General features: G+C 72.1%; 20 protein-coding genes and 3 tRNA genes. 7 read left to right on the top strand and 16 right to left on the bottom strand.

Annotated features, from left to right (window positions below):
* Positions 1–4: 4 nt before the first annotated feature.
* Complete coding sequence (gene leuC, locus ACGFIW_RS00755) at positions 5–1450, bottom strand: 3-isopropylmalate dehydratase large subunit (RefSeq protein WP_393310211.1); 1446 nt, start codon at positions 1448–1450, stop codon at positions 5–7.
* A gap of 49 nt (positions 1451–1499) precedes the next feature.
* On the opposite strand from leuC, the gene ACGFIW_RS00750 reads away from it, so the two are divergent.
* Positions 1500–2186, top strand: a complete 687-nt coding sequence (locus ACGFIW_RS00750; RefSeq protein ID WP_110562481.1) for an IclR family transcriptional regulator — start codon at positions 1500–1502, stop codon at positions 2184–2186.
* Between the two features lie 176 nt (positions 2187–2362).
* Here ACGFIW_RS00750 and ACGFIW_RS00745 read toward each other — a convergent pair.
* The 4 genes from ACGFIW_RS00745 to ACGFIW_RS00730 form a co-directional block, all read right to left on the bottom strand.
* Positions 2363–2435 (bottom strand) — tRNA-Glu (locus tag ACGFIW_RS00745).
* 197 nt (positions 2436–2632) lie between these two features.
* Positions 2633–2705: transfer RNA gene (locus tag ACGFIW_RS00740), tRNA-Glu, on the bottom strand.
* 136 nt (positions 2706–2841) lie between these two features.
* Positions 2842–2913: transfer RNA gene (locus tag ACGFIW_RS00735), tRNA-Gln, on the bottom strand.
* 108 nt (positions 2914–3021) lie between these two features.
* Positions 3022–3825: a fumarylacetoacetate hydrolase family protein gene (locus ACGFIW_RS00730; RefSeq protein ID WP_393310209.1), complete on the bottom strand. Its 804-nt coding sequence runs from the start codon at positions 3823–3825 to the stop codon at positions 3022–3024.
* 174 nt (positions 3826–3999) lie between these two features.
* Here ACGFIW_RS00730 and ACGFIW_RS00725 point away from each other — a divergent pair, with 174 nt between their 5' ends.
* Together ACGFIW_RS00725 and ACGFIW_RS00720 are read left to right on the top strand one after the other, a co-directional pair.
* Entirely contained in the window at positions 4000–5502 is a 1503-nt protein-coding gene (locus ACGFIW_RS00725) for a hypothetical protein (protein ID WP_393310207.1), read from the top strand.
* Between the two features lie 34 nt (positions 5503–5536).
* On the top strand, positions 5537–6403 hold the full coding sequence (locus ACGFIW_RS00720) for a 3-methyladenine DNA glycosylase (protein ID WP_393310205.1): 867 nt from the start codon (positions 5537–5539) through the stop codon (positions 6401–6403).
* Between the two features lie 13 nt (positions 6404–6416).
* Here ACGFIW_RS00720 and ACGFIW_RS00715 read toward each other — a convergent pair whose 3' ends face one another.
* From ACGFIW_RS00715 to ACGFIW_RS00675, 9 genes are all read right to left on the bottom strand, one after another.
* A complete protein-coding gene (locus ACGFIW_RS00715; RefSeq protein ID WP_393310203.1) occupies positions 6417–7013 on the bottom strand; it encodes a TetR family transcriptional regulator in 597 nt (198 codons plus the stop codon).
* A 73-nt stretch (positions 7014–7086) separates the two neighbouring features.
* The gene (locus ACGFIW_RS00710; RefSeq protein ID WP_393310201.1) at positions 7087–8076 is read right to left on the bottom strand and encodes an aldo/keto reductase; all 990 of its coding nucleotides are present in this window, start codon (positions 8074–8076) and stop codon (positions 7087–7089) included.
* Positions 8077–8186: 110 nt separating this feature from the next.
* Complete coding sequence (gene arfB, locus ACGFIW_RS00705) at positions 8187–8612, bottom strand: alternative ribosome rescue aminoacyl-tRNA hydrolase ArfB (protein ID WP_393310199.1); 426 nt, start codon at positions 8610–8612, stop codon at positions 8187–8189.
* Positions 8613–8646: 34 nt separating this feature from the next.
* Positions 8647–8943, bottom strand: a complete 297-nt coding sequence (locus ACGFIW_RS00700) for a hypothetical protein (RefSeq protein ID WP_393310197.1) — start codon at positions 8941–8943, stop codon at positions 8647–8649.
* Positions 8944–9042: 99 nt separating this feature from the next.
* Entirely contained in the window at positions 9043–9897 is an 855-nt protein-coding gene (locus tag ACGFIW_RS00695) for a S1C family serine protease (RefSeq protein WP_393310195.1), read from the bottom strand.
* 38 nt (positions 9898–9935) lie between these two features.
* Positions 9936–10895 (bottom strand): VWA domain-containing protein, encoded by a 960-nt coding sequence (locus ACGFIW_RS00690; RefSeq protein ID WP_393310193.1) that lies wholly within the window; start codon positions 10893–10895, stop codon positions 9936–9938.
* On the bottom strand, positions 10892–11902 hold the full coding sequence (locus ACGFIW_RS00685) for a DUF58 domain-containing protein (protein WP_393310191.1): 1011 nt from the start codon (positions 11900–11902) through the stop codon (positions 10892–10894). The genes ACGFIW_RS00690 and ACGFIW_RS00685 overlap by 4 nt, the downstream gene beginning before the upstream one ends.
* Complete coding sequence (locus tag ACGFIW_RS00680) at positions 11899–12948, bottom strand: MoxR family ATPase (protein ID WP_357522202.1); 1050 nt, start codon at positions 12946–12948, stop codon at positions 11899–11901. Before ACGFIW_RS00680 ends, ACGFIW_RS00685 begins: the two co-directional genes overlap by 4 nt.
* Before the next feature lie 658 nt (positions 12949–13606).
* Positions 13607–14116, bottom strand: a complete 510-nt coding sequence (locus tag ACGFIW_RS00675; RefSeq protein ID WP_393310189.1) for a hypothetical protein — start codon at positions 14114–14116, stop codon at positions 13607–13609.
* Positions 14117–14527: 411 nt separating this feature from the next.
* Between ACGFIW_RS00675 and ACGFIW_RS00670 the strand changes: the two genes are divergently transcribed.
* Complete coding sequence (locus ACGFIW_RS00670; protein ID WP_393311206.1) at positions 14528–15466, top strand: endonuclease/exonuclease/phosphatase family protein; 939 nt, start codon at positions 14528–14530, stop codon at positions 15464–15466.
* A 106-nt stretch (positions 15467–15572) separates the two neighbouring features.
* On the opposite strand, the gene cimA is transcribed toward ACGFIW_RS00670, so the two are convergent.
* Positions 15573–17156 (bottom strand): citramalate synthase, encoded by a 1584-nt coding sequence (gene cimA, locus ACGFIW_RS00665; RefSeq protein WP_393310187.1) that lies wholly within the window; start codon positions 17154–17156, stop codon positions 15573–15575.
* A 330-nt stretch (positions 17157–17486) separates the two neighbouring features.
* Here cimA and ACGFIW_RS00660 point away from each other — a divergent pair, with 330 nt between their 5' ends.
* From ACGFIW_RS00660 to ACGFIW_RS00650, 3 genes are all read left to right on the top strand, one after another.
* Positions 17487–18017, top strand: coding sequence for a carboxymuconolactone decarboxylase family protein (locus tag ACGFIW_RS00660; RefSeq protein WP_393310185.1), 531 nt, complete (start codon positions 17487–17489; stop codon positions 18015–18017).
* Between the two features lie 158 nt (positions 18018–18175).
* A complete protein-coding gene (locus ACGFIW_RS00655) occupies positions 18176–18634 on the top strand; it encodes a PRC-barrel domain containing protein (protein WP_357071545.1) in 459 nt (152 codons plus the stop codon).
* A gap of 55 nt (positions 18635–18689) precedes the next feature.
* Complete coding sequence (locus tag ACGFIW_RS00650; protein WP_393310183.1) at positions 18690–19445, top strand: tyrosine-protein phosphatase; 756 nt, start codon at positions 18690–18692, stop codon at positions 19443–19445.
* Positions 19446–19509: 64 nt separating this feature from the next.
* On the opposite strand, the gene ACGFIW_RS00645 is transcribed toward ACGFIW_RS00650, so the two are convergent.
* Positions 19510–20607 carry a branched-chain amino acid aminotransferase gene (locus tag ACGFIW_RS00645; RefSeq protein WP_393310181.1) on the bottom strand — a complete coding sequence of 366 codons (1098 nt, stop codon included), beginning with the start codon at positions 20605–20607 and terminating at the stop codon, positions 19510–19512.
* Positions 20608–20745: the final 138 nt, after the last annotated feature.

Below are 20745 nucleotides of genomic sequence, written 5' to 3'. Positions count from 1 at the left end.
CCTTCTACAGGTCGGCGGGGGCGGCCAGCCGGCCGACCACGGCGGTGGCGGCGGCGACCGGCGGGGAGACCAGGTGGGTGCGCCCACCCCGGCCCTGACGGCCCTCGAAGTTGCGGTTCGAGGTGGAGGCGGAGCGTTGGCCCGGCTTCAGCGTGTCGGGGTTCATCCCCAGGCACATGGAGCAGCCGGCGAACCGCCACTCGGCCCCGGCGTCGGCGAAGACCTTGTCCAGCCCCTCGGCCTCGGCGGCCTCCCGGACGGCTGCGGAACCGGGCACCACGAGCATCCGGACCCCGTCGGCGACCCGGTGGCCGCGCAGCACGTCGGCGGCGGCCCGCAGGTCCTCCAGTCGACCGTTGGTGCAGGACCCGACGAAGACCACGTCGATGGGCAGCTCCCGCAGCGGCGTGCCGGGGCGCAGGTCCATGTATTCCAGGGCGCGGCGGGCGGCGGTGCGCTCCGAGTCGGTGACGAAGTCCTCCGGGTCCGGCACCGGCGCGCTCAGCGGCGCCCCCTGCCCCGGGTTGGTGCCCCAGGTGACGAACGGGGTGATCCGGCTGGCGTCCAGTGTCACCTCGGCGTCGAAGCGGGCGCCCTCGTCGGTGGGCAGCGTCCGCCACCAGGCCAGCGCCGCGTCCCAGTCCGCGCCCTGCGGCGCGTTCGGCCGACCCTTGAGGTACGCGAAGGTGGTCTCGTCCGGCGCGATCATGCCGGCCTTGGCACCCCACTCGATGGACATGTTGGCGATCGTCATCCGCCCCTCCATGGAGAGGGCCTCGATCGCCTCGCCGCGGTACTCGACGATGTGCCCGCGCCCCCCGCCGGTGCCGACCTGGGTGATCAGCGCGAGCACCAGGTCCTTGGCGGTGACGCCGGGGGCGAGGCGGCCGGTGACGTTCACGGCCATCGTCTTCGGTCGGCTCTGCGGCAGCGTCTGGGTGGCCAGCACGTGCTCCACCTCGCTGGTGCCGATGCCGAAGGCAAGCGCGCCGAACGCGCCGTGCGTGGCGGTGTGCGAGTCGCCGCAGACGATCGTCATGCCCGGCTGGGTGACACCGAGCTGCGGGCCGATCACGTGCACGATGCCCTGGTTGTCGTCACCGAGCGGGTGCAGCCGCACCCCGAACTCGGCGCAGTTGCGGCGCAGCGTCTCGATCTGCGTACGCGACGTGGGGTCCTCGATGGTGAGCAGGTCACCACGGCGGAGGCGAAACGCCGGGTCGGCGTACCCGGTCGGGGTGTTGTGGTCCTCGGTCGCGAGGGTCAGGTCGGTACGACGCACCCGGCGCCCGGCGAGACGCAATCCGTCGAACGCCTGCGGGCTGGTCACCTCGTGCAGCAGGTGCAGGTCGATGAAGAGCAGGTCCGGCTCACCAGCGGCGGATCGTACGACGTGTGCGTCCCAGACCTTCTCGGCCAGGGTCCTCGGCTCAGGAGTGACTCCCACCATCTGGACATCCTAAATTCTGGGAGGTAAGTTTCGGCTTGTGGGACACAGTATGAGCGGTGTCGGCGTTCTCGACAAGGCGGTGGTCATCCTGGCCGCCTGTGTCGACGGCGCCAGCCTGGCCGAACTCGTTGATCGCACCAAGCTGCCCCGAGCCACCGCACATCGGCTGGCCCAGGCCCTGGAGATACACCGGATGCTGGTCCGGGACACCCAGGGCAGGTGGCGCCCCGGGCCTCGCCTGGGCGAGCTGGCGAACGCCGCACCGGACGTTCTGCTGACCGCTGCCGAGCCGTTGCTGGCCGCGCTGCGGGACGCCACCGGGGAGAGCGCCCAGCTCTATCTGCGCCGTGCCGACGAACGGATCTGCGTGGCGGCGGCGGAACGCGCCAGCGGCCTGCGGGACACCGTCCCGGTCGGCTCGGTGCTGCCGATGACCGCCGGCTCCGCGGCCCAGATCCTGCTCGCCTGGGAGCCACCGGAGGCGGTGATGCCGCTGCTGCCGCGCAGCAAGTTCACCGGGCGAACCCTCGCCGAGGTACGCCGCCGTGGCTGGGCGCAGAGCGTCGCCGAACGGGAGGCCGGTGTGGCGAGCGTCTCCGCCCCGATCCGTGACCGCACCGGCCGGGTGATCGCCTCGGTCAGCATCTCCGGCCCGATCGAACGCCTGGGCCGCCGCCCCGGCGAACGCCACGCCATGGCCGTAGTACGGGCCGGCCAACGCCTATCCGGCCTCTAACCCCACCCCCACCCCCACCCCCACCCACCCCACCCCACCCCCACCGGTCCGCGTTGATCATGGGGTTAGCGTGACGCGTGACGGCGTGTCGCGCCCGCTAACCCCATGATCACCCGGGCTGGGAGGCGTGGGAACGGGAAAGGCTCACCTCGCGGAGCGAGATGAGCCTTTGGGTGTAGCCCCGACCGGATTCGAACCGGCGCTACCGCCTTGAGAGGGCGGCGTCCTGGGCCGCTAGACGACGGGGCCAGAACTTCCTGTTCACCGCCCTCGCGAGCGGTGCGGATGTAGTCTAGCGGCACCGCCGGTTGCGGCGAGCGCGGGGTGCAGGCCCCGGCAGCCGGGGTTACCGGCCCGCGGCAGCGAGGCACGGGGAGCACGGCAGCTCCCGGGCCCATACCGCGAAAACAGCCCGCCTCACCAGGTGAGACGGGCTGTGCACGATGTAGCCCCGACCGGATTCGAACCGGCGCTACCGCCTTGAGAGGGCGGCGTCCTGGGCCGCTAGACGACGGGGCCAGAACCACTTTTCGCTCCCCCACCCCTGCGGGCGGAGGAGCTGCACTCTGCCGGAGACCACTCTCCGCCCCCCGGAGGGGCGGAGTCGAACTCCGTCAGAATCCAGCGTCCGGAATTCTCGCGAACTCCGGTAGCGCTGGGGTACCAGGACTCGAACCTAGACTAACTGAACCAGAATCAGTCGGGCTGCCAATTACCCCATACCCCATTGGCCCCTTGCGGCGCCGGGGGTGAACTTTACCCTCCCCGTGCCGGCAGGCCAAATCGGATCCCCCCGAACCGCCCGTGAGCTGCGGAAACAGGGGCATCCGACCGATCAGGCGACCGGAACCACCGGGTTGCTGAGCTCCCCGATGCCCTCGATCCGCACGGTGACCGTATCCCCCTCGACAAGCGGGCTAACCCCTGCCGGAGTGCCGGTGAGGACGACGTCACCGGGCAGCAGAGTCATCACGTGCGAGATGTACGACACGAGGCCCGGCACGTCGAAGACCATGTCCTTCGTGCGGCCGAGCTGGCGTACCTCCATCTCCTCCGGGTTGCGACCCACCTCACACCGGATCTCCAGGTCGGAGACGTCCAGGCCGGTGGTGATCCACGGGCCGATCGGGCAGAACGAGTCGAAGCCCTTGGCCCGGGTCCACTGCCCGTCGGAGCGCTGAAGGTCCCGAGCGGTGACGTCGTTGGCGCAGGTGTAGCCGAAGATGGCGCGTTCGGCGGCAGCCCGGTCGGCGCGGCGCGCGCCCGGCGCCCCGATCACCACCGCCAGCTCCGCCTCGTGCTCGACCTGCTTGGAGAAGATCGGCAGTCGGATGGCGTCCCGGGGGCCGATCACCGAGGTGGACGGCTTGAGGAAGAGCAGCGGCTCCCTGGGCACCTCGTTGCCGAGTTCGGCGGCGTGGTCGGCGTAGTTGCGACCGACACAGACCACCTTGCTGGGCAGGATCGGCGAGAGCAACCGAACGTCGGAAAGGGCCCACCGGGCCCCGCTGAAGGACAGATTGCCGAACGGGTGGCCCTCGATCTCGGCGATGGTCAGGCTCTCCGGCCCGGCCTCCGCTTCGCCTTCGACGGCACCGAACGACATTCCCTTGGCATGGGCGAAACGAGCGATACGCACCCGGCCAATCTAGCCCCGCCGGCACCTCCACCGGCCAGGACCGGCCGTGGGGTGTGCTCAACCCGTCAGCGGGCGGCAGCCTACCGGTGCGGGAGGTGACCGGGGCGGGGTTCCCGACTTCGTACCCGCACGGAGCCGGCGCGCCCCTAGCGTCGGCTCCGGAGGTTCGTTCGTATGCCTGCATCGACACGACACCACAGAGCCCTCGCAGTGGTCGTCCACTGCCTCGGCATCCTCGCCGCCGTGCCGGCCCTGCCGGCGGTGGCCCCGGAGGCGCCGCCCGCGCACGCACCACCGGCCGCGCCGCGACCACCTGCCACACCGACACCACCCGCCGCGCCAGTGCCGGTGAACGCGCACGCAGCACCGGCCACGCCCACACCACCACCGGGCGTCGCGACGCGACCGGGCGCCGTGCCGGCCGGGGTGGCGACGGTCGCGCCGGCGACGACCACGCGGCCACCTGTCGCGGTGGTCGCGCCGGTGGCCGTCGAACCCACCCCGCCCTCGGCGCCACCGGCGATGGGGCCTCCGTCCCGGGCACCGGCGTCGGCACCCCCGCAGCAGGTCACGGTGGCGGTCGCGCCGGAGACCAGCCCCGCACCGAGGTACCGGATCCAGGTGCGCAACGTGGGCAACGCACCTGTGGACACCACGGTGCGCCAGGAGTTGCCGGCCGGGTCGTCGCCGACCGCGATCAGCGCAGGCGGACGGTCCACCCGGGCTGGCGGGTCGACCACCGAGGTGACCTGGCGGTTGAGGCTGCCGGCGCACAGCAGCACCACGCTGGGCACCGCGCTCGCCGCGACCGCGCCCGGTCAGCCGCTGACCGCGCCGGCCTGCGCGTTCACCAGTGACGGCACCCGTCCGTACGACTGCGCCACGGCAACCTGGAAGGCGGCGGCGGCCCCGGCGGCCGAGGTCACCGAGGCGCCGCCCTGGCGGCGGTACCCGGTGCTGCTCGCCGGCCTGGCGGTCCTGCTGCTGATCGGCGCCGCCCTGGCGTGGGTGTGGCGACGGCGGCGCGCGGGCCGGGTCAGGGCCGCCGCACTGGCCAGCGGGGGCGGGCCCGACGGTGGTCGCGGGACGATCTATCCGCGCCCGGCAGCCCCGGGTGCGCCGCGGCGTCGGCGTACCCCGCCGGTCTGGTTGGTGGTGGGCGCGGCCGTGGTGCTCCTCGCGGGCATCGTCGGCACCGCGGGTTGGACGGCGACCCGGCGGGTCTCGGCGATCGACACGCAGAAGCAGCCCACCAGCGGCGCGTGGATGGGCAACGGGGTCACCGGGCCGGTGGGTGTGCCACTTCGCGAGTCGGCGTTCGAGTTCACCGTGTACCGGATGTCCTGCGGCACGGCCGGGACGGCCGGCGGCGGTGCCGCCCCGGCCAACGGCCGACGTTGCCAGGCCACCGTGGGCGTGCGCAACGTCACAGGTGACCAGCAGCCCTGGCACGGTCAGTTGCAACGGGCGTACCTGCCCGGCGGGCGCTGGGTGAGCACCGACGAGTCGGCCACCCGGGCGGCCAACCTGGGTCGGGACATCTTCGCCGACCCGATGGCGGCGGGCAGCCGGATGGTGCTGCCGCTGGTGTTCCCGGTCGACGGACGGGACGCGCCCCAGCAGTTGGAGCTGCGCAGCGGGGTGTTCTCCGCCGGCGTGCGGGTGCACATGCCCTGACCGGGTGCGCGGGCGGCGGTCGTACCCTGGGTGCGTGACCGCCGCCCTCGCCCCCGCCGTGCTCGACGCGGCGGCGTGGCAGGCCCGCCGGCGTGCCCACGAGGAGCGGGTGGACGTCTGGTTGACCCCGCACCTGGCCCGCCGGCGCCGCGGTGAGCGGCATCCGGTGGCCGACTTCCTGTTCACCTACTACTCGCACCGCCCGGCCCAGCTCCGTCGCTGGCACCCGGGCGCCGGGGTCGAGCTGCGCGACGCCGATCCGGCCGGGTTCGGCCGGGACTACCGCGCCACCACCGCCGGGGTCACCCTCGACACCGATGGGGTACGCGGGCGGCGAAGCGAGTCGATCGCCTGGATCCGTTCCCTGCTGACGGCCACCGCCGGGCGGGCGCCACACTTCGGCTGCTTCGGCATGCACGAGTGGGCGATGGTCTACCGGCAGACCCACGAGGAGCTGCGGCACAACGCCTGGCCGCTGCGGCTGACCCCGGAACGGACCGCCGCGGTGGTCGAGGAGCGGGGCGTGCGGTGCAGCCACTTCGACGCGTTCCGGTTCTTCACACCGCCGGCCCGTTCGTTGAATCTGCTCACCCCGACCCGGGAGACGCAGCACGCACTCGACCAGCCGGGCTGCCTGCACGCCAACATGGATCTGTACAAGTGGGCGTACAAGTTGTCGCCGCTGGTGCCGTCCGAGCTGGTCGCGGACTGCTTCGAGCTGGCTCGGGAGATCCGCACCCTGGACATGCGGGCCAGCCCGTACGACCTGGCCGCGCTGGGTTACCCGGCGGTGCGGGTGGAGACCGCCGACGGGCGGGCGGAGTACGCCGCCGCGCAGCGCGGGTTCGCCGAGCGCGCCGCCGTGCTGCGCGACCGACTGCTCGCCGCCGTCCCGCTCTGATCGAGGGTTCGGCTCACCCGGCCGTGCGGGTACGCAGCCCGTCGACGAGCAGGTCGACAACTGCCGACAGGTCGTCGTCGAGGCCGGGGTCGGTCCACTCGGTGCGGTGGGACGGGTGGTGGAACCGAGCCGTGGCCTGGAGCAGCGCCCGCCCGGCCACCGCCGCGTCGGGCACGCTGAACTCTCCGGCCGCCACCCCGTCCGCGACGATCAGGCTGAGCTGACCGGCGAGCACCTCCAGGTGGTTGGCGACGGCACCCTCGGAGAGCGTGGCGAGCTGGTGGAAGTTGTCGAACAGCTCCGGGTCCTCCCGGGCCATCCGGCGTTTGGTGCCGCTCAGCTCGGCCAGCCACCGACGCAGCCGCTGGGCGGCCGGCTCGGGGCCGGTGCCCACGTCGATCAGTGGGGTGGAGACCCGGGCCAGCCAACGTTCGGCGACCGCCTCGCGCAGGGCCGCCTTGCTGGCGAAGTGCCGGTAGACGCTGCCGTGGCTGACGCCCAGCGCACGTGCGACGTCCAGCACCGTGGCCTTCGCCGGCCCGTACCGGCGCAGCACCTCCTCGGCGGTGTCGAGGATGCGGTCGGCGGTCAGGGCGGTGGCGTCGCTCATCAGCCCAGCCTCCCTGACCGCGCGGGCAACCGTGGCGCGGCCCCCCGACCTGCGGTCGCGCCACGGCCTGCGGTCATGCGCGCTCGCTGTCCAGGAAGGCCATCTGCGCCTCGTCGTAACGGGAGCCGGCCGCCGCGCCGGCCGGGACGGCGGCCTCGATGGCGGCCAGGTCCGCCTCGGTCAGGGTGACGGTCGCGGCGCCCAGCGCCTCGGTGAGCCGCTCCCGGGTGCGGGCGCCGATCACCGGCACGATTGTCGCGCCGCGGGACAGCACCCAGGCGATGGCGATCTGCGCCACGGTGACGCCGCGCGCCTCGGCGATGGCGCGCAGCGCGTCCACCAGGGCGAGGTTGCGGTCCAGGTTCGCACCGGCGAACCTGGGCAGGTGGTTACGGAAGTCGATGCCCTTGGTCTGCCGTCCGGGCTGCCAGTGGCCACTGATCAGGCCACGGGAGAGCACCCCGTACGCGGTGATCCCCACGCCCAGTTCGCGGGCCGTCGGCAGGATCGCGGCCTCCGGGTCGCGGGAGATCAGGGAGTACTCGATCTGGAGGTCGCTGATCGGGTGCACCGCGTGTGCCCGGCGCAGCGTCTCCGCACCCACCTCGGACAGGCCGATGTGCCGGACGTGGCCGGCCTCGACCAGCTCGGCCAGAGTGCCCACCACCTCCTCCACCGGGACGTCCGGGGAGAGCCGGGCGGGCCGGTAGATGTCCACGTGGTCGGTGCCGAGCCGGCGCAGCGTGTACGCCAGGAAGTTCTTGATCGCGACCGGCCGGACGTCGATGCCGTTCCAACCGCCCTCGGCGTCGCGAAGCGCACCGAATTTGACGCTGATCACCGCGTTGTCCCGGTTTCGGCCGCGCAGCGCGTCGCGCAGCAGCATCTCGTTGTGGCCCATGCCATAGAAGTCGCCGGTGTCCAGCAGGGTGATGCCGGCGTCCAGGGCGGCGTGGATGGTGGCGATGCCCTCGGCCTCGTCGGCGGCGCCGTACAGGTCGGACATGCCCATCAGGCCGAGCCCGAGGGCGGAGACGGTGGGGCCGAGGGAGCGGGTGTCCATGGGGGTGTCCTCTCATCGTGGATTACCCGACGACCGTACAGCATCTGGATGACAGATTCCATATTTTGTCACTGACGGGTGTGGTGCTCCGCCGACGTCAGAACGGATCGTCAGTCGTCGTCGGCGCGGCGGTCCCGTTTGCGCTGGGACTGACGCTTCTTCTCGGCCAGCCGGCGCTCCTTGGCCCCACGGGACGGGCGGGTCGCCCGGCGGGCCGGCGGTGGGGGTGCGGCGGCCTCCCGCAGCAGCGCGGTCATCCGCTCCCGGGCCGCCTCCCGATTGGCCAGCTGGGCTCGATGCTCGCTGGCGGCGATCGTCAGCACCCCGTCGACCAGGCGGTTCGCCAGCCGGTCGAGTGCCCGCGACCGCAGCCACTCGGGCACGGCCGGTGAGTTGGCCACGTCGTAGCTCAACTCGACCCGGGAGTCGGCGGTGTTCACACCCTGCCCACCCGGCCCCGACGAGCGGGAGAAGCGTTCCCGCAGCTCCCCGGCGGGAACGATCCACCGATCGGTCACCCGCAGTCCGTCGTCCACGCCCCGAGGCTAACCCGCGACGACCCGCCAGGGCTCATCGGTGCGGGGTCCTGCTCTGCGTCGGCGACTGGCTGGGCGCCGGCCCGGCGGCTTCCTCGTCGGAGCCGACCGCCGCGTACGCCACCGCGCCGAAGAGCAGCAGCGCGATCACCCCGGCCTTCACGGCGACCCCACGGATCAGTGACCAGGCGCCGCGACGGGCGCCCGGCACCGACTTCCGGACCGTCTGGTAGTCGTTCCACCCGCGGCGGGCCCGGGCGTATGCCGATCCCACCGCACATCCGATGACCAGGCCCACCACCAGGAGGACCGCGAGAAGAGGACGCTCCACCTCCGCCAGTATCCATACCGACAGTAGTATTTCCATGGCCCGATGCCGTCCCGCCGGATATCTGACAGTGGCAGCGTGTCGCCGGGCTCTCTGCGCAGGTCAGCCGCCCTTGCCGATGATCGTGTCGGCGGTCTGCTGCACCTGTTCGATCGGGATGGCGAACCCGATGCCGATCGAACCGTTCCCGTCGATTGTCGCGATGGCGGTGTTCACGCCGACCACCTCCCCACGGGCGTTGACAAGCGGCCCACCCGAGTTGCCCGGGTTGATGGATGCGTCGGTCTGCACCGCGCGGTGCCGATTGTTGCCCAGCCGCACCTGGCGGTCCAGGGCGCTGACAATCCCCGCGGTGACCGTTCCGGCCAGGCCGAGTGGCGAGCCCACCGCGAGCACCGGCTCGCCGACCCGGGTCGCGCCCGGCTTGGCCAGGGGCAGTGGGGTGAGACCGGCCGCCGCCGGCACCTTCAACACCGCCAGGTCGCTGCGTGGCTCCCGCCCGACCACGTCGGCGGCGAACCGGCGGCCGTCGGGCAACTCCACGGTCACCGGGCCGCCACCGCCCTTGGCCAGGATGTGATCGTTGGTGATCAGGTGCTGCTGGTCGTCCACCGCGAAGCCGGAGCCGGTCGCCGACCCGGCCGACGTACCGCCGGCCAACACCGACACCACCCCGGGTACGGTCCGCTCGGCCGCGGTGACCAGCTCGGCCGACACCGGGGCGGCGGACGCCGCAGCCGGGCCGCCAGCCCCGTCCCGGGCGGCCACCACGCCACCGGCGACGGCCCCCGAGACGGCGGAGAGCGCCACCACGGCCAGTGCGGCGAGCAGCCGTCGCGGCCTGCGCTCGCCCGGGTCACGCTCGGGCGTGTCCCACCAGCCGCGCCCGTCCGGGTCGAGTTGCGGTGAGATGAACCAGGGACCGCGCGGTTCACCCAGTCCGGTCTGTACTGCCATGCGTACTCCTCACGGTCGACGGCTGTGGTGCGCGGCGGTCAGGGCAGGCGGGAGAACCAGCGCATCGAACCGGCGGCCGCACCCATCGCGAACACCAGTCCGAGGCCGATGAACCGGGCCGAGACGTCCTGCCGCTCGGTGCGGTAGCCGACCGAACTGCCGATGTCGTCGTAGACGGCCCGCAGCTCGTCGGTGGTGCTGGCCTCGTGGAACATCCCGCCGGTCTCCTCGGCGACCGCCTTGAGGGTCTGCCCGTCGACCGGCACCTGGATGGGCCGCCCACCCCGGTCGACGAACCCCGACGGCGTCCCGAAGGAGATCGAGTGCACCGGCACCTCCGCCGTCACCGCCTCGGCTGCCGCCTCCATCGGGTCCATCCCGGAGGTGTTGGCGCCGTCGGAGAGCAGGATGATCCGGGCCGGTGGCGTCTCCTTCGCGGCCGCGCTGTCCAGGCTCTTGACCGCGCCGAGGGAGGTGTTGATGGCCTCGCCGATCGCGGTGCCCTGCACGCCGGTGATGCCCTCGGCGAGCCGGCCGATCCCCTCGTCGAGGGCGTCCCGGTCGGTACCCGGCGGCACCAGCACGGCCGCGCTGCCGGCGAACGCGACGAGCCCCACGTTGAACTCGTCGGGCAGTCCCTCGACGAAGCGTCGGGCGGCCTGCTTCGCCGCGGCCAACCGGTCCGGGTCCACATCGGTGGCGAGCATCGACGTGGACACGTCCACCGCCACCATCACCGTGGCCCGCTCCCGGGGCACCCGGACCTCCGCGCTGGGGCGGGCGAACCCGACGACAAGCAGGGCCAGCATCGCCAGGAAGAGCCCGGCCGGCACGTGCCGACGCCAGGCGGGCCGCTCCGGCGCCACCCGGTCCAGCAGTCGCAGGTTGGTGAAGCGGACCGCGTACCGGCTGCGCCCGCGCTGCATCAGCAGGTACACGCCGACGAGAACGAGCACACCGAGCAGCAGCCAGAGTCGCAGCGGCGACTGCCAGGTCACGCGACACCTCCCCGTGCCGGGCCGGCCGGCGCGGCGGCCAGCCGACGCTGGGCGTGCACGTGCCGGACGATGTCCGCGCTCCAGTCCCCGTCGGTGCGCAGGGGCAGATGGGTGGCCCCGCTGCGGCGCACCGAACCGTGGATCTGGTCGCGCTGGGCGGCGGCGGCCTGGGCGTACCGCTCGCGCAGCCGACGGTCCGATGTGCACACCTCGCGGCGACGGCCGGTCTCCGGGTCCATCAGCGTGATCAGGCCGACGTCCGGTAACTCCAGCTCACGTGGGTCGGTGACCTCGATCGCCAACACCTGGTGCCGGGCGGCGAGCCGGCGCAGGGTCCGTTCCCAGGGCGCCGGCTGGCCGGGGTCGTCGGGCAGGCCGTCGAGGAAGTCGGAGACCACCACGACCAGACCACGCCGGTTGGCGACCCGGTGCAACGCGTCGAGCCCGTCGGCCAGGTCCGGCGGCCCCGCCGACCCCCACCCCGGCCGGTCGCCGGGCGCGGTGGGACGCGGGGCGGCGAGCAGCGTGCGCAGCAGAGCCAGCAGATGGGTACGCCCGCTGCGGGCCGGAAACCGGCGTACCCCGTCGGCCCGCAGTACCTGGGCGCCGAGCCGGTTGCCGACGCCCGCGGTCAGGAAACCGACCGCCGCGACCGCGGCCACGGCCAACTCCCGCTTGTCCAGCTCGGCGGTGCCGAACTCCATGCTGGCGCTGCCGTCGACAAGCAACCAGGTGGTCAGTTCCCGGTCGGCGTCGACCTGCCGGACGTGCGGCACGGCGGTGCGGGCCGTCACCGCCCAGTCCATCCGGCGGACCTCGTCCTCGCCCGGCCGGTACTCGCGGCTGCCCGCGGGTTCACTGCCCGGCCCGGGCAGCAGCCCGCGGTACTGGCCGTGCAGCAGGCCGTTCAGTCGGCGCGTGACGGTCAGCTCCAGACGACGTACCCGCTGATCCGGGGCCAACTCGGCCAGGCCCGGGTCGGCCGGCGCCACGTTCGCTCGTCTCATGCCGCCGCCAGATCCGGCGTCTGCTGCGGGTGACCGGTGGCCAACCGGGGCGGTGGCACCGCCTCGACCAACCGCCGCACCACGCTCTCGGCCGACACCCCGTCGGCCACCGCGTCGAAGGAGAGCACCAACCGGTGGGCGAGGACGTCGACGGCCAGGTCCCGCACGTCCTCGGGCAGCACGTACTCCCGGCCCCGCAGCAGCGCCTGGGCCCGAGCGGCCGCGACCAGGCCGAGGGTGGCCCGCGGGCTGGCACCGTACGCCAACAGTGGGGCGATCTCCGGCAGCCCGAACCGGCCCGGGTCACGGGTGGCGAGGATCAGCCGCACCACGTACTCGGCCAACGCGTGGTGGACGAACACCCGCTCGGCGTGGGCCTGGAGGTCCCGCAGTCGTTGCGCGTCGAGCACCGGACGCGGACTCGGCCGGTCGGTGCTCATCCGGTAGAGGATGGCCAGTTCGTCGGCGTCGCTGGGGTAGTCGACCACCACCTTCATCAGGAACCGGTCCCGCTGCGCCTCCGGGAGCTGGTAGACCCCCTCGGACTCGATCGGGTTCTGGGTGGCCAGCACCAGGAACGGTTGCGGTACCGGCCAACTGCGCCCACCGATGGAGACCTGCCGTTCCGCCATCGCCTCCAACAGCGCCGACTGCACCTTCGCCGGGGCGCGGTTGATCTCGTCGGCCAGCACCAGGTTGGCCATGATCGGGCCCAGTTCGATGTCGAAGGTCTCCTTGGAGGCCCGGTAGATCCGGGTGCCGACAATGTCGGAGGGGACCAGGTCCGGAGTGAACTGGATCCGCGAGAAGGTGCCGCCGACGACTGTGGCGAGGGTCTGCGCGGCCAGGGTCTTGGCCACACCGGGTACGCCCTCCAGGAGACAGTGCCCGTTGGCGATCAGTGCGGTGAGCAGGCGCTGGACGAGCCGATCCTGCCCGACGATCACGCGTTTGACCTCGAAGAGGGTCTGTTCCAGCTCGACGCCCGTCGGCTCGGGATCGACCGAGCTGGGCATGCTGGCCAGGGTGTCCGAGATGTCCGTCACGGTGCTTGCTTCCCTGGCCGGGGGCCCGGCAAACGTCGGATTGTGCGACCCGTACGGGCCCGGAGTGGCCGGAACAGGGACGAGTCGCACGGAAGCGCGACGATCGACACGAGCCCGCCGAAGAACCCTCAACCGTGCCGCCCCCGGACCGGGTCCATGGACCGCAACCGGGCCCAGGTTCAGGCCCGAGAACAAGACCCCGAGGCCGCAACCGCGACCGGGACCGGGACGGGGACGGGGACCGCGACCAGGACCAGAACCGGGACCAGGACCGCGACCAGGACCGCGACCAGGACCAGGACCAGAACCGCGACCAGGACCCCGACCGGGACCGGGACCCGGACCGGGACGCGACCGCGACCCGGACGGGGACCGGGACCGGGACCGGGACCGGGACCGCGACCACCAAGTCCACGGCCGACACGTCGCGATCAGGCCTTTGCGGTCCCGGCCCCGGCGACGCCCCGTGATCGACTCGGCTTTCTGGAAGTCGGTGCATCAGACCGGGGCGGACACCGCGCCTTTCAGGAAACCGAGTCGATCACGGTCCGCTGAGGGCCCGCGGCAACGCGCGGGCAACGCGCGGGCAACGCGCGGGCAACGCGCGGGCAGCGCGCGGCCCCCGCGCACGAAGCGCGGGGGCCGGCTGTCGATTCGATCAGGGCGTGTGGGTGAGCAGAGTGAAGCCCAGGTCGGCCGGCGCTCCCGCCGAGTTGCGGGTCTGGATGAAGACCGCGTTGGGCGTGCTCAGCCGCGGGGCGACCGCGACCTCACCAGCCGGCGGGATGCAGCAGGCGTCGAATCGGGAGATGGTGGCCAGGAAGGCACCCGCCGACACGTTGTAGCCGAACTGCACCTCGTACTGGCCGGTGCCGTACTTGAGCACCGTGCCGGTGCCGCGCGCCTTGGTGCCGTTGGCGTTGACGACGGTGAACCAGGTGGCAGCCGCCATCGTGGTGACCCCGCCCGCCTTCAGCGCGGCCTTCGCCGAGCGTGCGGACTCGGCGGTGACCGGCGGCTGGGTGTTGGTATCACGGACCGTCGGCTTGACGGCCGCCTGCGGTGCCTTCGCCGAGGGCTGGGCGATGGCGATCCCCCCACCGGCCAGGGTGAGCGCCAGGACAGCGAACGTGACCGCTGCCGCCTTGCGTCGGAAGGATTTTTCCATGACAGGTCCCCCTTGTGTGACCGTGCGAATTCGACCGACCCGCGGGGCGGGACGGATGACTGCCCATGAATAGGCGACGACGACATTGGGGTGCGGAAAACCTAGCCCACTGGCAACCGGTGAGGTTGATTTCTGAACGTTCTACATCCCATCTGAGCTGGGATTACTACTCAGAGTTGCGTCGTTTGAATCAGATGGAACGTAGCACCGCAAAAAGCCGGACGTCAATAGTTGATCTCACTTTATCGAGCTGTCAACCAGCCGTCAGATAATTGTGAAACGTGAGGGCTTTGCCACTCACGAAATGCATTCGGAGCGCCTACTAGGATCACCATCATGATCGTCGACGGTCCGACCAGGCCCACGCCCACTCCCGCGTCGAGGTGGTACCGCAGCGCTCGGCTCGGCACGGTGCTCTGCTGGGTGACGGTCGCGCCGACAGCCCTCTGGGCCGCCGTCCGACTGCTCGGCCTGGACCGGGGGCCGCTGGTGCAGGCGCTCGCCTTCACGCCGTACATCGCGGGTGTCAGCGTGCTGCCCCTGGCCCTCGCGCTCGCCCTGCGGCGATGGTGGCCGGCGGCGGTCGCGGCCCTGGCGGCGGTGGCGCTGCTCGGCGTCGTCGCACCCCGGGTGTTGGCCGATCCGCAGCCCGCGGCGGCCGGGCCGACCGTGCGGCTACTCACCGCCAACCTGCTCGCCGGCACCGGCGACGCGCGGACGTTGGTCGAGCTGGTCCGCCGGCACGAGGTGGACGTGCTCACCGTGCAGGAGTTCACGCCGGACGCGCAGGCCGCCCTGGATCAGCTCGGTCTCGACCGGCTGCTGCCGCACCGGCAGCTCAACCCGGAGGTCGGCACTCCCGGCTCCGGGCTCTACTCGCGGTGGCCGCTCACCGACGTCGGCCTCCGGCGCAACCTCAACGGCTGGGGCTTCACCCAGGCGTACGGGACGGTGGCGATCCCCGGCGCACCCCCGGTGCGGGTCGAGTCGGCGCACCCCTCCGCGCCGTACGCGCTGGACCAGGTCGGGTCCTGGCGTGCCGATCTGACCGCGCAACCACCGGCCACACCGGACGGCGGCGTGCAGATCCTCGCCGGGGACTTCAACGCGACCCTCGACCACGGCCCGCTGCGGGCCCTGCTGCGCACCGGTTACGTCGACGCCGCCGACGCCGCAGGCGAGGGCCTGGTCGGCACCTGGGGCCCGTACGACGGCGACCTCATCCCACCGGTCACCATCGACCACGTGCTTGTCGACCAGCGCATAGCGGTCCGCTCGGTGCGGGTGCTCGCCCTCCCCGGCAGCGACCACCGCCCCGTCCTCGCCACCCTCACCCTCCCCACCCCCTAAACCACCCCACCCTGGCGATCTTGCACTTTCTGCCCGGACACAGATGGCTAAAAGCCGCAAAACACCGACACAAAGTGCAAGATCGCGGGGGTGAGCGCGGGTGGGGTTAGACCGTGGTGGGGGCCAGGCCGTAGGTGAGGGCGTCGATCAGGGCGTGCCAGCTGGCCTCGACGACGTTGGGGTGTACGCCTACCGTCGTCCAGTCGCGGCCGGTGCCGTCGGCGGTCTCCAGTAGCACCCGGGTCACCGCGCCGGTGCCGTGGCTGCCCTCAAGGATGCGGACCTTGTAGTCGGCCAACTCGAAGGCGCGCAACTGTGGGTAGTGCCGGGCGAGCCCCACCCGCAGCGCCTCGTCGAGCGCGTTGACCGGGCCGTTGCCCTCGGCGGTGGCGATCACCCGCTCCCCACGTACCCGGATCTTGACGGTCGCCTCGGAGACCACCGAACCGTCCTCGCGGTGCTCGACGAGCACCCGGTACGACTCCAGAGTGAACGGTCGGGCCGGGCCGCCCTCCGGCAACTCGGAGCGGACCAGCAGCTCGAAGGAGGCATCGGCGGCCTCGAAGGACCACCCGCCGGCCTCCAACTCCTTGACCCGCTTGGTGACCCGGGTCAGCGCCTCCGGGCTGTCGGTCAGGTCCAGACCGAGCTCGCGGCTCTTGAGCTCGACGCTGGCCCGGCCGGCCATCTCGGTCACCAGGATCCGCATGTCGTTGCCCACCACCGACGGGTCCACGTGGTTGTAGAGCAACGGGTCGACCTTGATCGCGCTCGCGTGCAGCCCCGCCTTGTGGGCGAAGGCGGCGGCCCCGGCGTACGCCTGGTGGGTGTCGGGGGCGATGTTGGCGATCTCGGCGATGGCGTGCGAGACCCGCACCATCTGCGCCAGGCAGCCCTCCGGTAGGACCGGCATGCCGAGCTTGAGCTGGAGGTTGGCGGCGACCGCGAAGATGTCGGCGTTGCCCGGACGTTCGCCGTACCCGTTGGCGGTGCCCTGGACGTGGCGGACGCCCGCCTCCACGGCGGCGATCGTGTTGGCCACCGCGCAGGAGGTGTCGTTCTGTGCGTGCATGCCGAGCAGCCCGGGGTCGATCCCCAGCTTGTCGGTCAGATCGGCGATGACGGCGGTCACCTGGGACGGCAACATGCCGCCGTTGGTGTCGCAGAGCACCATCCGCTCGGCGCCGGCGGCCAAGGCGGTCTGCACCACGGCCGCGCCGTACGCGGGGTCGTGCCGGTAGCCGTCGAAGAAGTGTTCGCCGTCGACGAAGACCCGTCGGCCCTCGCGGACGAGGTGGCTGACGGTGTCGTGGATCATCGCCAGGTTCTCCGCGCCGGTGGTGCGCAGCGCCCGCTCGACGTGTCGGGTGTCGGCCTTGGCGACAAGCGTCACCGCCGGGGTCTGCGCGTCCAACAGGGCGCGCACCTGGGGGTCTTCGGCGACCGCGACACCGGCCTTGCGGGTGGAGCCGAACGCGACAAGCACGGCGTGCCGCAGGTCCAGCTCGGTGCGCGCCCGGCGGAAGAACTCGGTGTCCTTGGGCACCGCCCCCGGCCAGCCGCCCTCGATGAAGCCGACGCCGAACTCGTCGAGCAACCGGGCCACCGCCAGCTTGTCGACCACCGAGTAGGTGAGCCCCTCGCGCTGGGCGCCGTCGCGCAAGGTCGTGTCGTAGACCTGGAACGTCATCAGGATCCTTTCTCTGAGCAACAAAAAGACCTCCCGCGGGTGCGGGAGGTCTGCGCGCTCGGCGGAGGGGAAGGCCGGCGCGCTAGGTCGCAATAATCAGGTTGGTGCTGGTCACGCTCGCTACTTTGCCACCCTCCCCCGAATGTGGGAAGAACAATCCACATATCGGGACCATCACGGAGAGTGTCCCGAGTCGGCCGCTGCCAGGGCCCGGCTCGGGACGCGCCGCTGGTGACCGACCTCATCCGCCGCGCCGGCCACCTGCCGGCGAAGATGGTGACGCGGGAGGATCGGAACGGATCAGTCGCCAGCCGCGGAAGGGGGTCGAGAATGGGTCTGGACGCGGTCCAGGCGGCTCTGCCCGAGTACGCCAGGGACATCTCACTCAACCTGGGCGCCACGATCGGCGCCTCGCCGCTGACCCCGGTGCAGACCTGGGGCGCCGCACTGGCCTGCGCGGTCGCCGCCCGCAACCCGGTGCTGCTGCGGGAGATCGCGGCCGAGGCGCACGGGCACCTCGGGCCGGAGGGTGTCGAGGCGGCCAAGGGCGCTGCCGCGATCATGGCGATGACCAACATCTACTACCGGGCCACGCACCTCATCGGCGACGAGCAGTACGCCTCGATGCCGGCCCGCCTGCGGATGCAGCTCATCGCGCGCCCCGGTGTGGACAAGGGCGACTTCAAGCTCTGGTGCCTCGCCGTGTCGGCCATCACCGGCTGCGGTGTGTGCCTGGAGTCGCAGGAGAAGGCGCTGCGTCGCAGGGGCTTCACCCGGGAGCAGGTGCAGGAGACCCTGCGGATCTCCGCCGTGGTGCACGCCGCGGCGGTCACCCTGGACGCCGAGGCCGCCCTGGCCTGAGCAGGCACGTCTGCCGCACCTCCCGGCGCCACGGGTCGCCGCCGCATCTCGCGGCGTCGGCCCGCCGCCGTTTCCGGGCCCCGAAGGCCGGGTAGCTCCTGCGGGGACGACATACCCGCCTACGCCGAGACAATCGGCGACAGTCAGGAGTGAACGGCATGGACAGCATCGATCCGCACGCCACCCACGCCGGGCCGGACCCGCTGCGCGGCGGCGACCAGGGTGCCGTGCCCGGCGGCGCGCCGGCCGGCACGTTCGACCCCTGGCGGTACCGGGACCAGGCCGGGGTGGCCGACGCTGACCTGGTCGGCTACAAGGTCGAGGCCAGTGACGGCGGAGTCGGCAAGATCGACAGCGCCAGCCACGAGGTGGGCGGCAGCTACCTGGTGGTGGACACCGGCCCCTGGATCTTCGGCAAGAAGGTGATGCTGCCGGCCGGCACCGTCAACCAGGTCGACCACGACCAGCGCACCGTTTCCGTCGACCGGACCCGGGACCAGATCAAGGCCGCCCCGGAGTACGACGAGAGCAGCCACAGCGACCCGAGCTACCGGGACCAGCTGGGCGGCTACTACGACGAGACGTACGGCGCCCTCCCGCCGGGCACGGCCCGGTAACTGTTCGACCCGACGGCCGGTGGGGTACAGCCCCGCCGGCCGTTACCGTGTGCACGTGGACGCCATCGACGACAGCCGCCAGATCTCGTTGCCCGCCACCTTCAACTTCCGGGAGGTCGGTGGCTACCTCGGCCACGGCGGCCGACCCGTACGCCGGGGCCGGCTCTTCCGTTCCGACTCGCTGCACCGCCTCACCGAGCAGGACCAGGACGCGTTCGCCGCGATCGGGATCCGCACCGTCATCGACCTGCGCCGCCCCAGCGAGGTGCAGCGGGACGGGCGGGTGCCGGCGTACCAGGGGCTGACCTACCGCAACATCCACCCGGAGCACGAAGACTGGGCGGGCACACCGCACGAGGAGGGCGCCAGCCTGGCCCGTTACCTCGCGGACCGGTACGCCGACCTGGCCCAGACCGGCACCGCCGGGCTGGCCGAGGCGGTGGGCCTGATTGCCGACTCCGCGAACGCACCGGTGGTGGTGCACTGCGTCGCCGGCAAGGACCGCACCGGCATCGTCTGTGCGCTGACCCTCGCCGTGCTCGGTGTCGACGACGCGGACATCACCGCGGACTACGCGCTCAGCAGCGAGGCGTCGGCCCGGTTCAGTGCCTGGCTGAAGGCCACCAGCCCGACCAGCGGGGACGTGCCGGCACCGTTCCTGGCCTCGCCCGCCGAGGCGATGCAGATCTTCCTCGACGAGCTACGCGAGGGGCACGGCTCGATCGAGGCGTACCTGCGGCACGCCGGGGTGACCGACGAGCAGCTCGCCGCGCTCCGCGACCACCTGCTCGCCGGGCCGACCGAGGCGTAACCCGCCGGGGCCGAGCCGACTGTGCCGGCCCGTCCGCTGGGGACGGGCCGGCCAGCCACGTCGGTCAGAGGACCCGCCGCACCCAGCCGTACTCGTCGGCGGTCTTACCACGCTGGATGTCCATCAACTGCTCACGGAGGGTCATGGTGACCCGGCCGGGCTCGCCACCGCCGACCAGGAACTCGCCGTCCGGGGAGCGGACCTGACCGATCGGGGTGACCACCGCGGCGGTGCCGCAGGCGAACACCTCCTTCAGGCGACCGCTGGCGGCGTCGGCCTGCCAGTCGGCGAAGCTGACCGGCCGCTCCTCGACCCGGTGCCCGGCCGCCCCGGCCAGTGTGAGGACCGCGTCGCGGGTGATGCCCGGCAGGATCGTGCCGGTCAGCGGCGGGGTGACGATCGAGTTGTCGTCGTAGACGAAGAAGACGTTCATGCCGCCCAGCTCGTCCACGAAACGACGCTCCACCGCGTCCAGGAAGACGACCTGGTCGCAGCCCGCCTCGATCGCCTCGGCCTGGGCGGCCAGCGACGCGGCGTAGTTGCCGCCGCACTTGGCCGCGCCGGTGCCACCGGGTGCGGCCCGCGTGTAGTCGGGTGAGACCCAGACGGTGACCGGCTTGACGCCACCGCTGAAGTACGACTCGACCGGCGAGGCGATCACCATGTAGAGGTATTCGTTGGCCGGGCGGACGCCGAGGAAGACCTCGCTGGCGAACATGAACGGCCGCAGGTAGAGGCTGCCGTCCGCGCCGGTGGGGATCCAGTCCCGGTCGATCTCGATGAGCCTGTGCAGCGAGTCGACGAACACCTCGGGCGGAAGCACCGGCATCGCCATCCGCTGCGCCGAGGTGACGAAGCGGGCGGCGTTGGCATCCGGCCGGAACATCGTCACGCCACCATCGGCCGTCCGGTACGCCTTCAACCCCTCGAAGATCTCCTGCGCGTAGTGCAGCACCGCGCTGGCCGGGTCCATCGGAATCGGGCCGCGCGCCTCCACCCGGGCGTCGTACCAACCCTTGCCCTCGGCGTAACGCACGGTGACCATGTGGTCGGTGAAGACGCGGCCGAACCCGGGGTTGGCCAGCAGGGCGGCCCGATCGGCGGCCGATACCGGCGCGGGATTCGGACGGATCTCGAAGTCGAGCATGTCACCACCGCTCATCGCGCTGACCTCCCTGCGGGACAACGGCATGCGGGACCGCACACCGTATGGGCTGTGCCAGAAACTTACCCCGAACGGTCGTTCAGCGGGTAACGCCACTCGGGCTGGAAAGGGTGCCCGGCCAGGCCGGTGCCCGAC

It is taken from the genome of Micromonospora sp. NPDC048935 (genome assembly GCF_043197875.1).
Taxonomy (GTDB): Bacteria; Actinomycetota; Actinomycetes; order Mycobacteriales; family Micromonosporaceae; genus Micromonospora.
This window is presented reverse-complemented; position numbering and strand designations above follow the sequence as displayed.

Excerpts from the sequence above, each read along its gene's own strand:
- ACGFIW_RS00675 (WP_393310189.1), bottom strand. The coding sequence starts at position 14,116 with ATGGAAAAATCCTTCCGACGCAAGGCGGCAGCGGTCACGTTCGCTGTC.
- ACGFIW_RS00715 (WP_393310203.1), bottom strand. The coding sequence starts at position 7,013 with ATGAGCGACGCCACCGCCCTGACCGCCGACCGCATCCTCGACACCGCC.
- ACGFIW_RS00655 (WP_357071545.1), top strand. The coding sequence starts at position 18,176 with ATGGACAGCATCGATCCGCACGCCACCCACGCCGGGCCGGACCCGCTG.
- cimA (WP_393310187.1), bottom strand. The coding sequence starts at position 17,156 with ATGACGTTCCAGGTCTACGACACGACCTTGCGCGACGGCGCCCAGCGC.
- ACGFIW_RS00695 (WP_393310195.1), bottom strand. The coding sequence starts at position 9,897 with ATGGCAGTACAGACCGGACTGGGTGAACCGCGCGGTCCCTGGTTCATC.
- ACGFIW_RS00710 (WP_393310201.1), bottom strand. The coding sequence starts at position 8,076 with ATGGACACCCGCTCCCTCGGCCCCACCGTCTCCGCCCTCGGGCTCGGC.
- leuC (WP_393310211.1), bottom strand. The coding sequence starts at position 1,450 with ATGGTGGGAGTCACTCCTGAGCCGAGGACCCTGGCCGAGAAGGTCTGG.
- ACGFIW_RS00685 (WP_393310191.1), bottom strand. The coding sequence starts at position 11,902 with ATGAGACGAGCGAACGTGGCGCCGGCCGACCCGGGCCTGGCCGAGTTG.
- ACGFIW_RS00750 (WP_110562481.1), top strand. The coding sequence starts at position 1,500 with ATGAGCGGTGTCGGCGTTCTCGACAAGGCGGTGGTCATCCTGGCCGCC.
- ACGFIW_RS00645 (WP_393310181.1), bottom strand. The coding sequence starts at position 20,607 with ATGAGCGGTGGTGACATGCTCGACTTCGAGATCCGTCCGAATCCCGCG.
- ACGFIW_RS00725 (WP_393310207.1), top strand. The coding sequence starts at position 4,000 with ATGCCTGCATCGACACGACACCACAGAGCCCTCGCAGTGGTCGTCCAC.
- ACGFIW_RS00660 (WP_393310185.1), top strand. The coding sequence starts at position 17,487 with ATGGGTCTGGACGCGGTCCAGGCGGCTCTGCCCGAGTACGCCAGGGAC.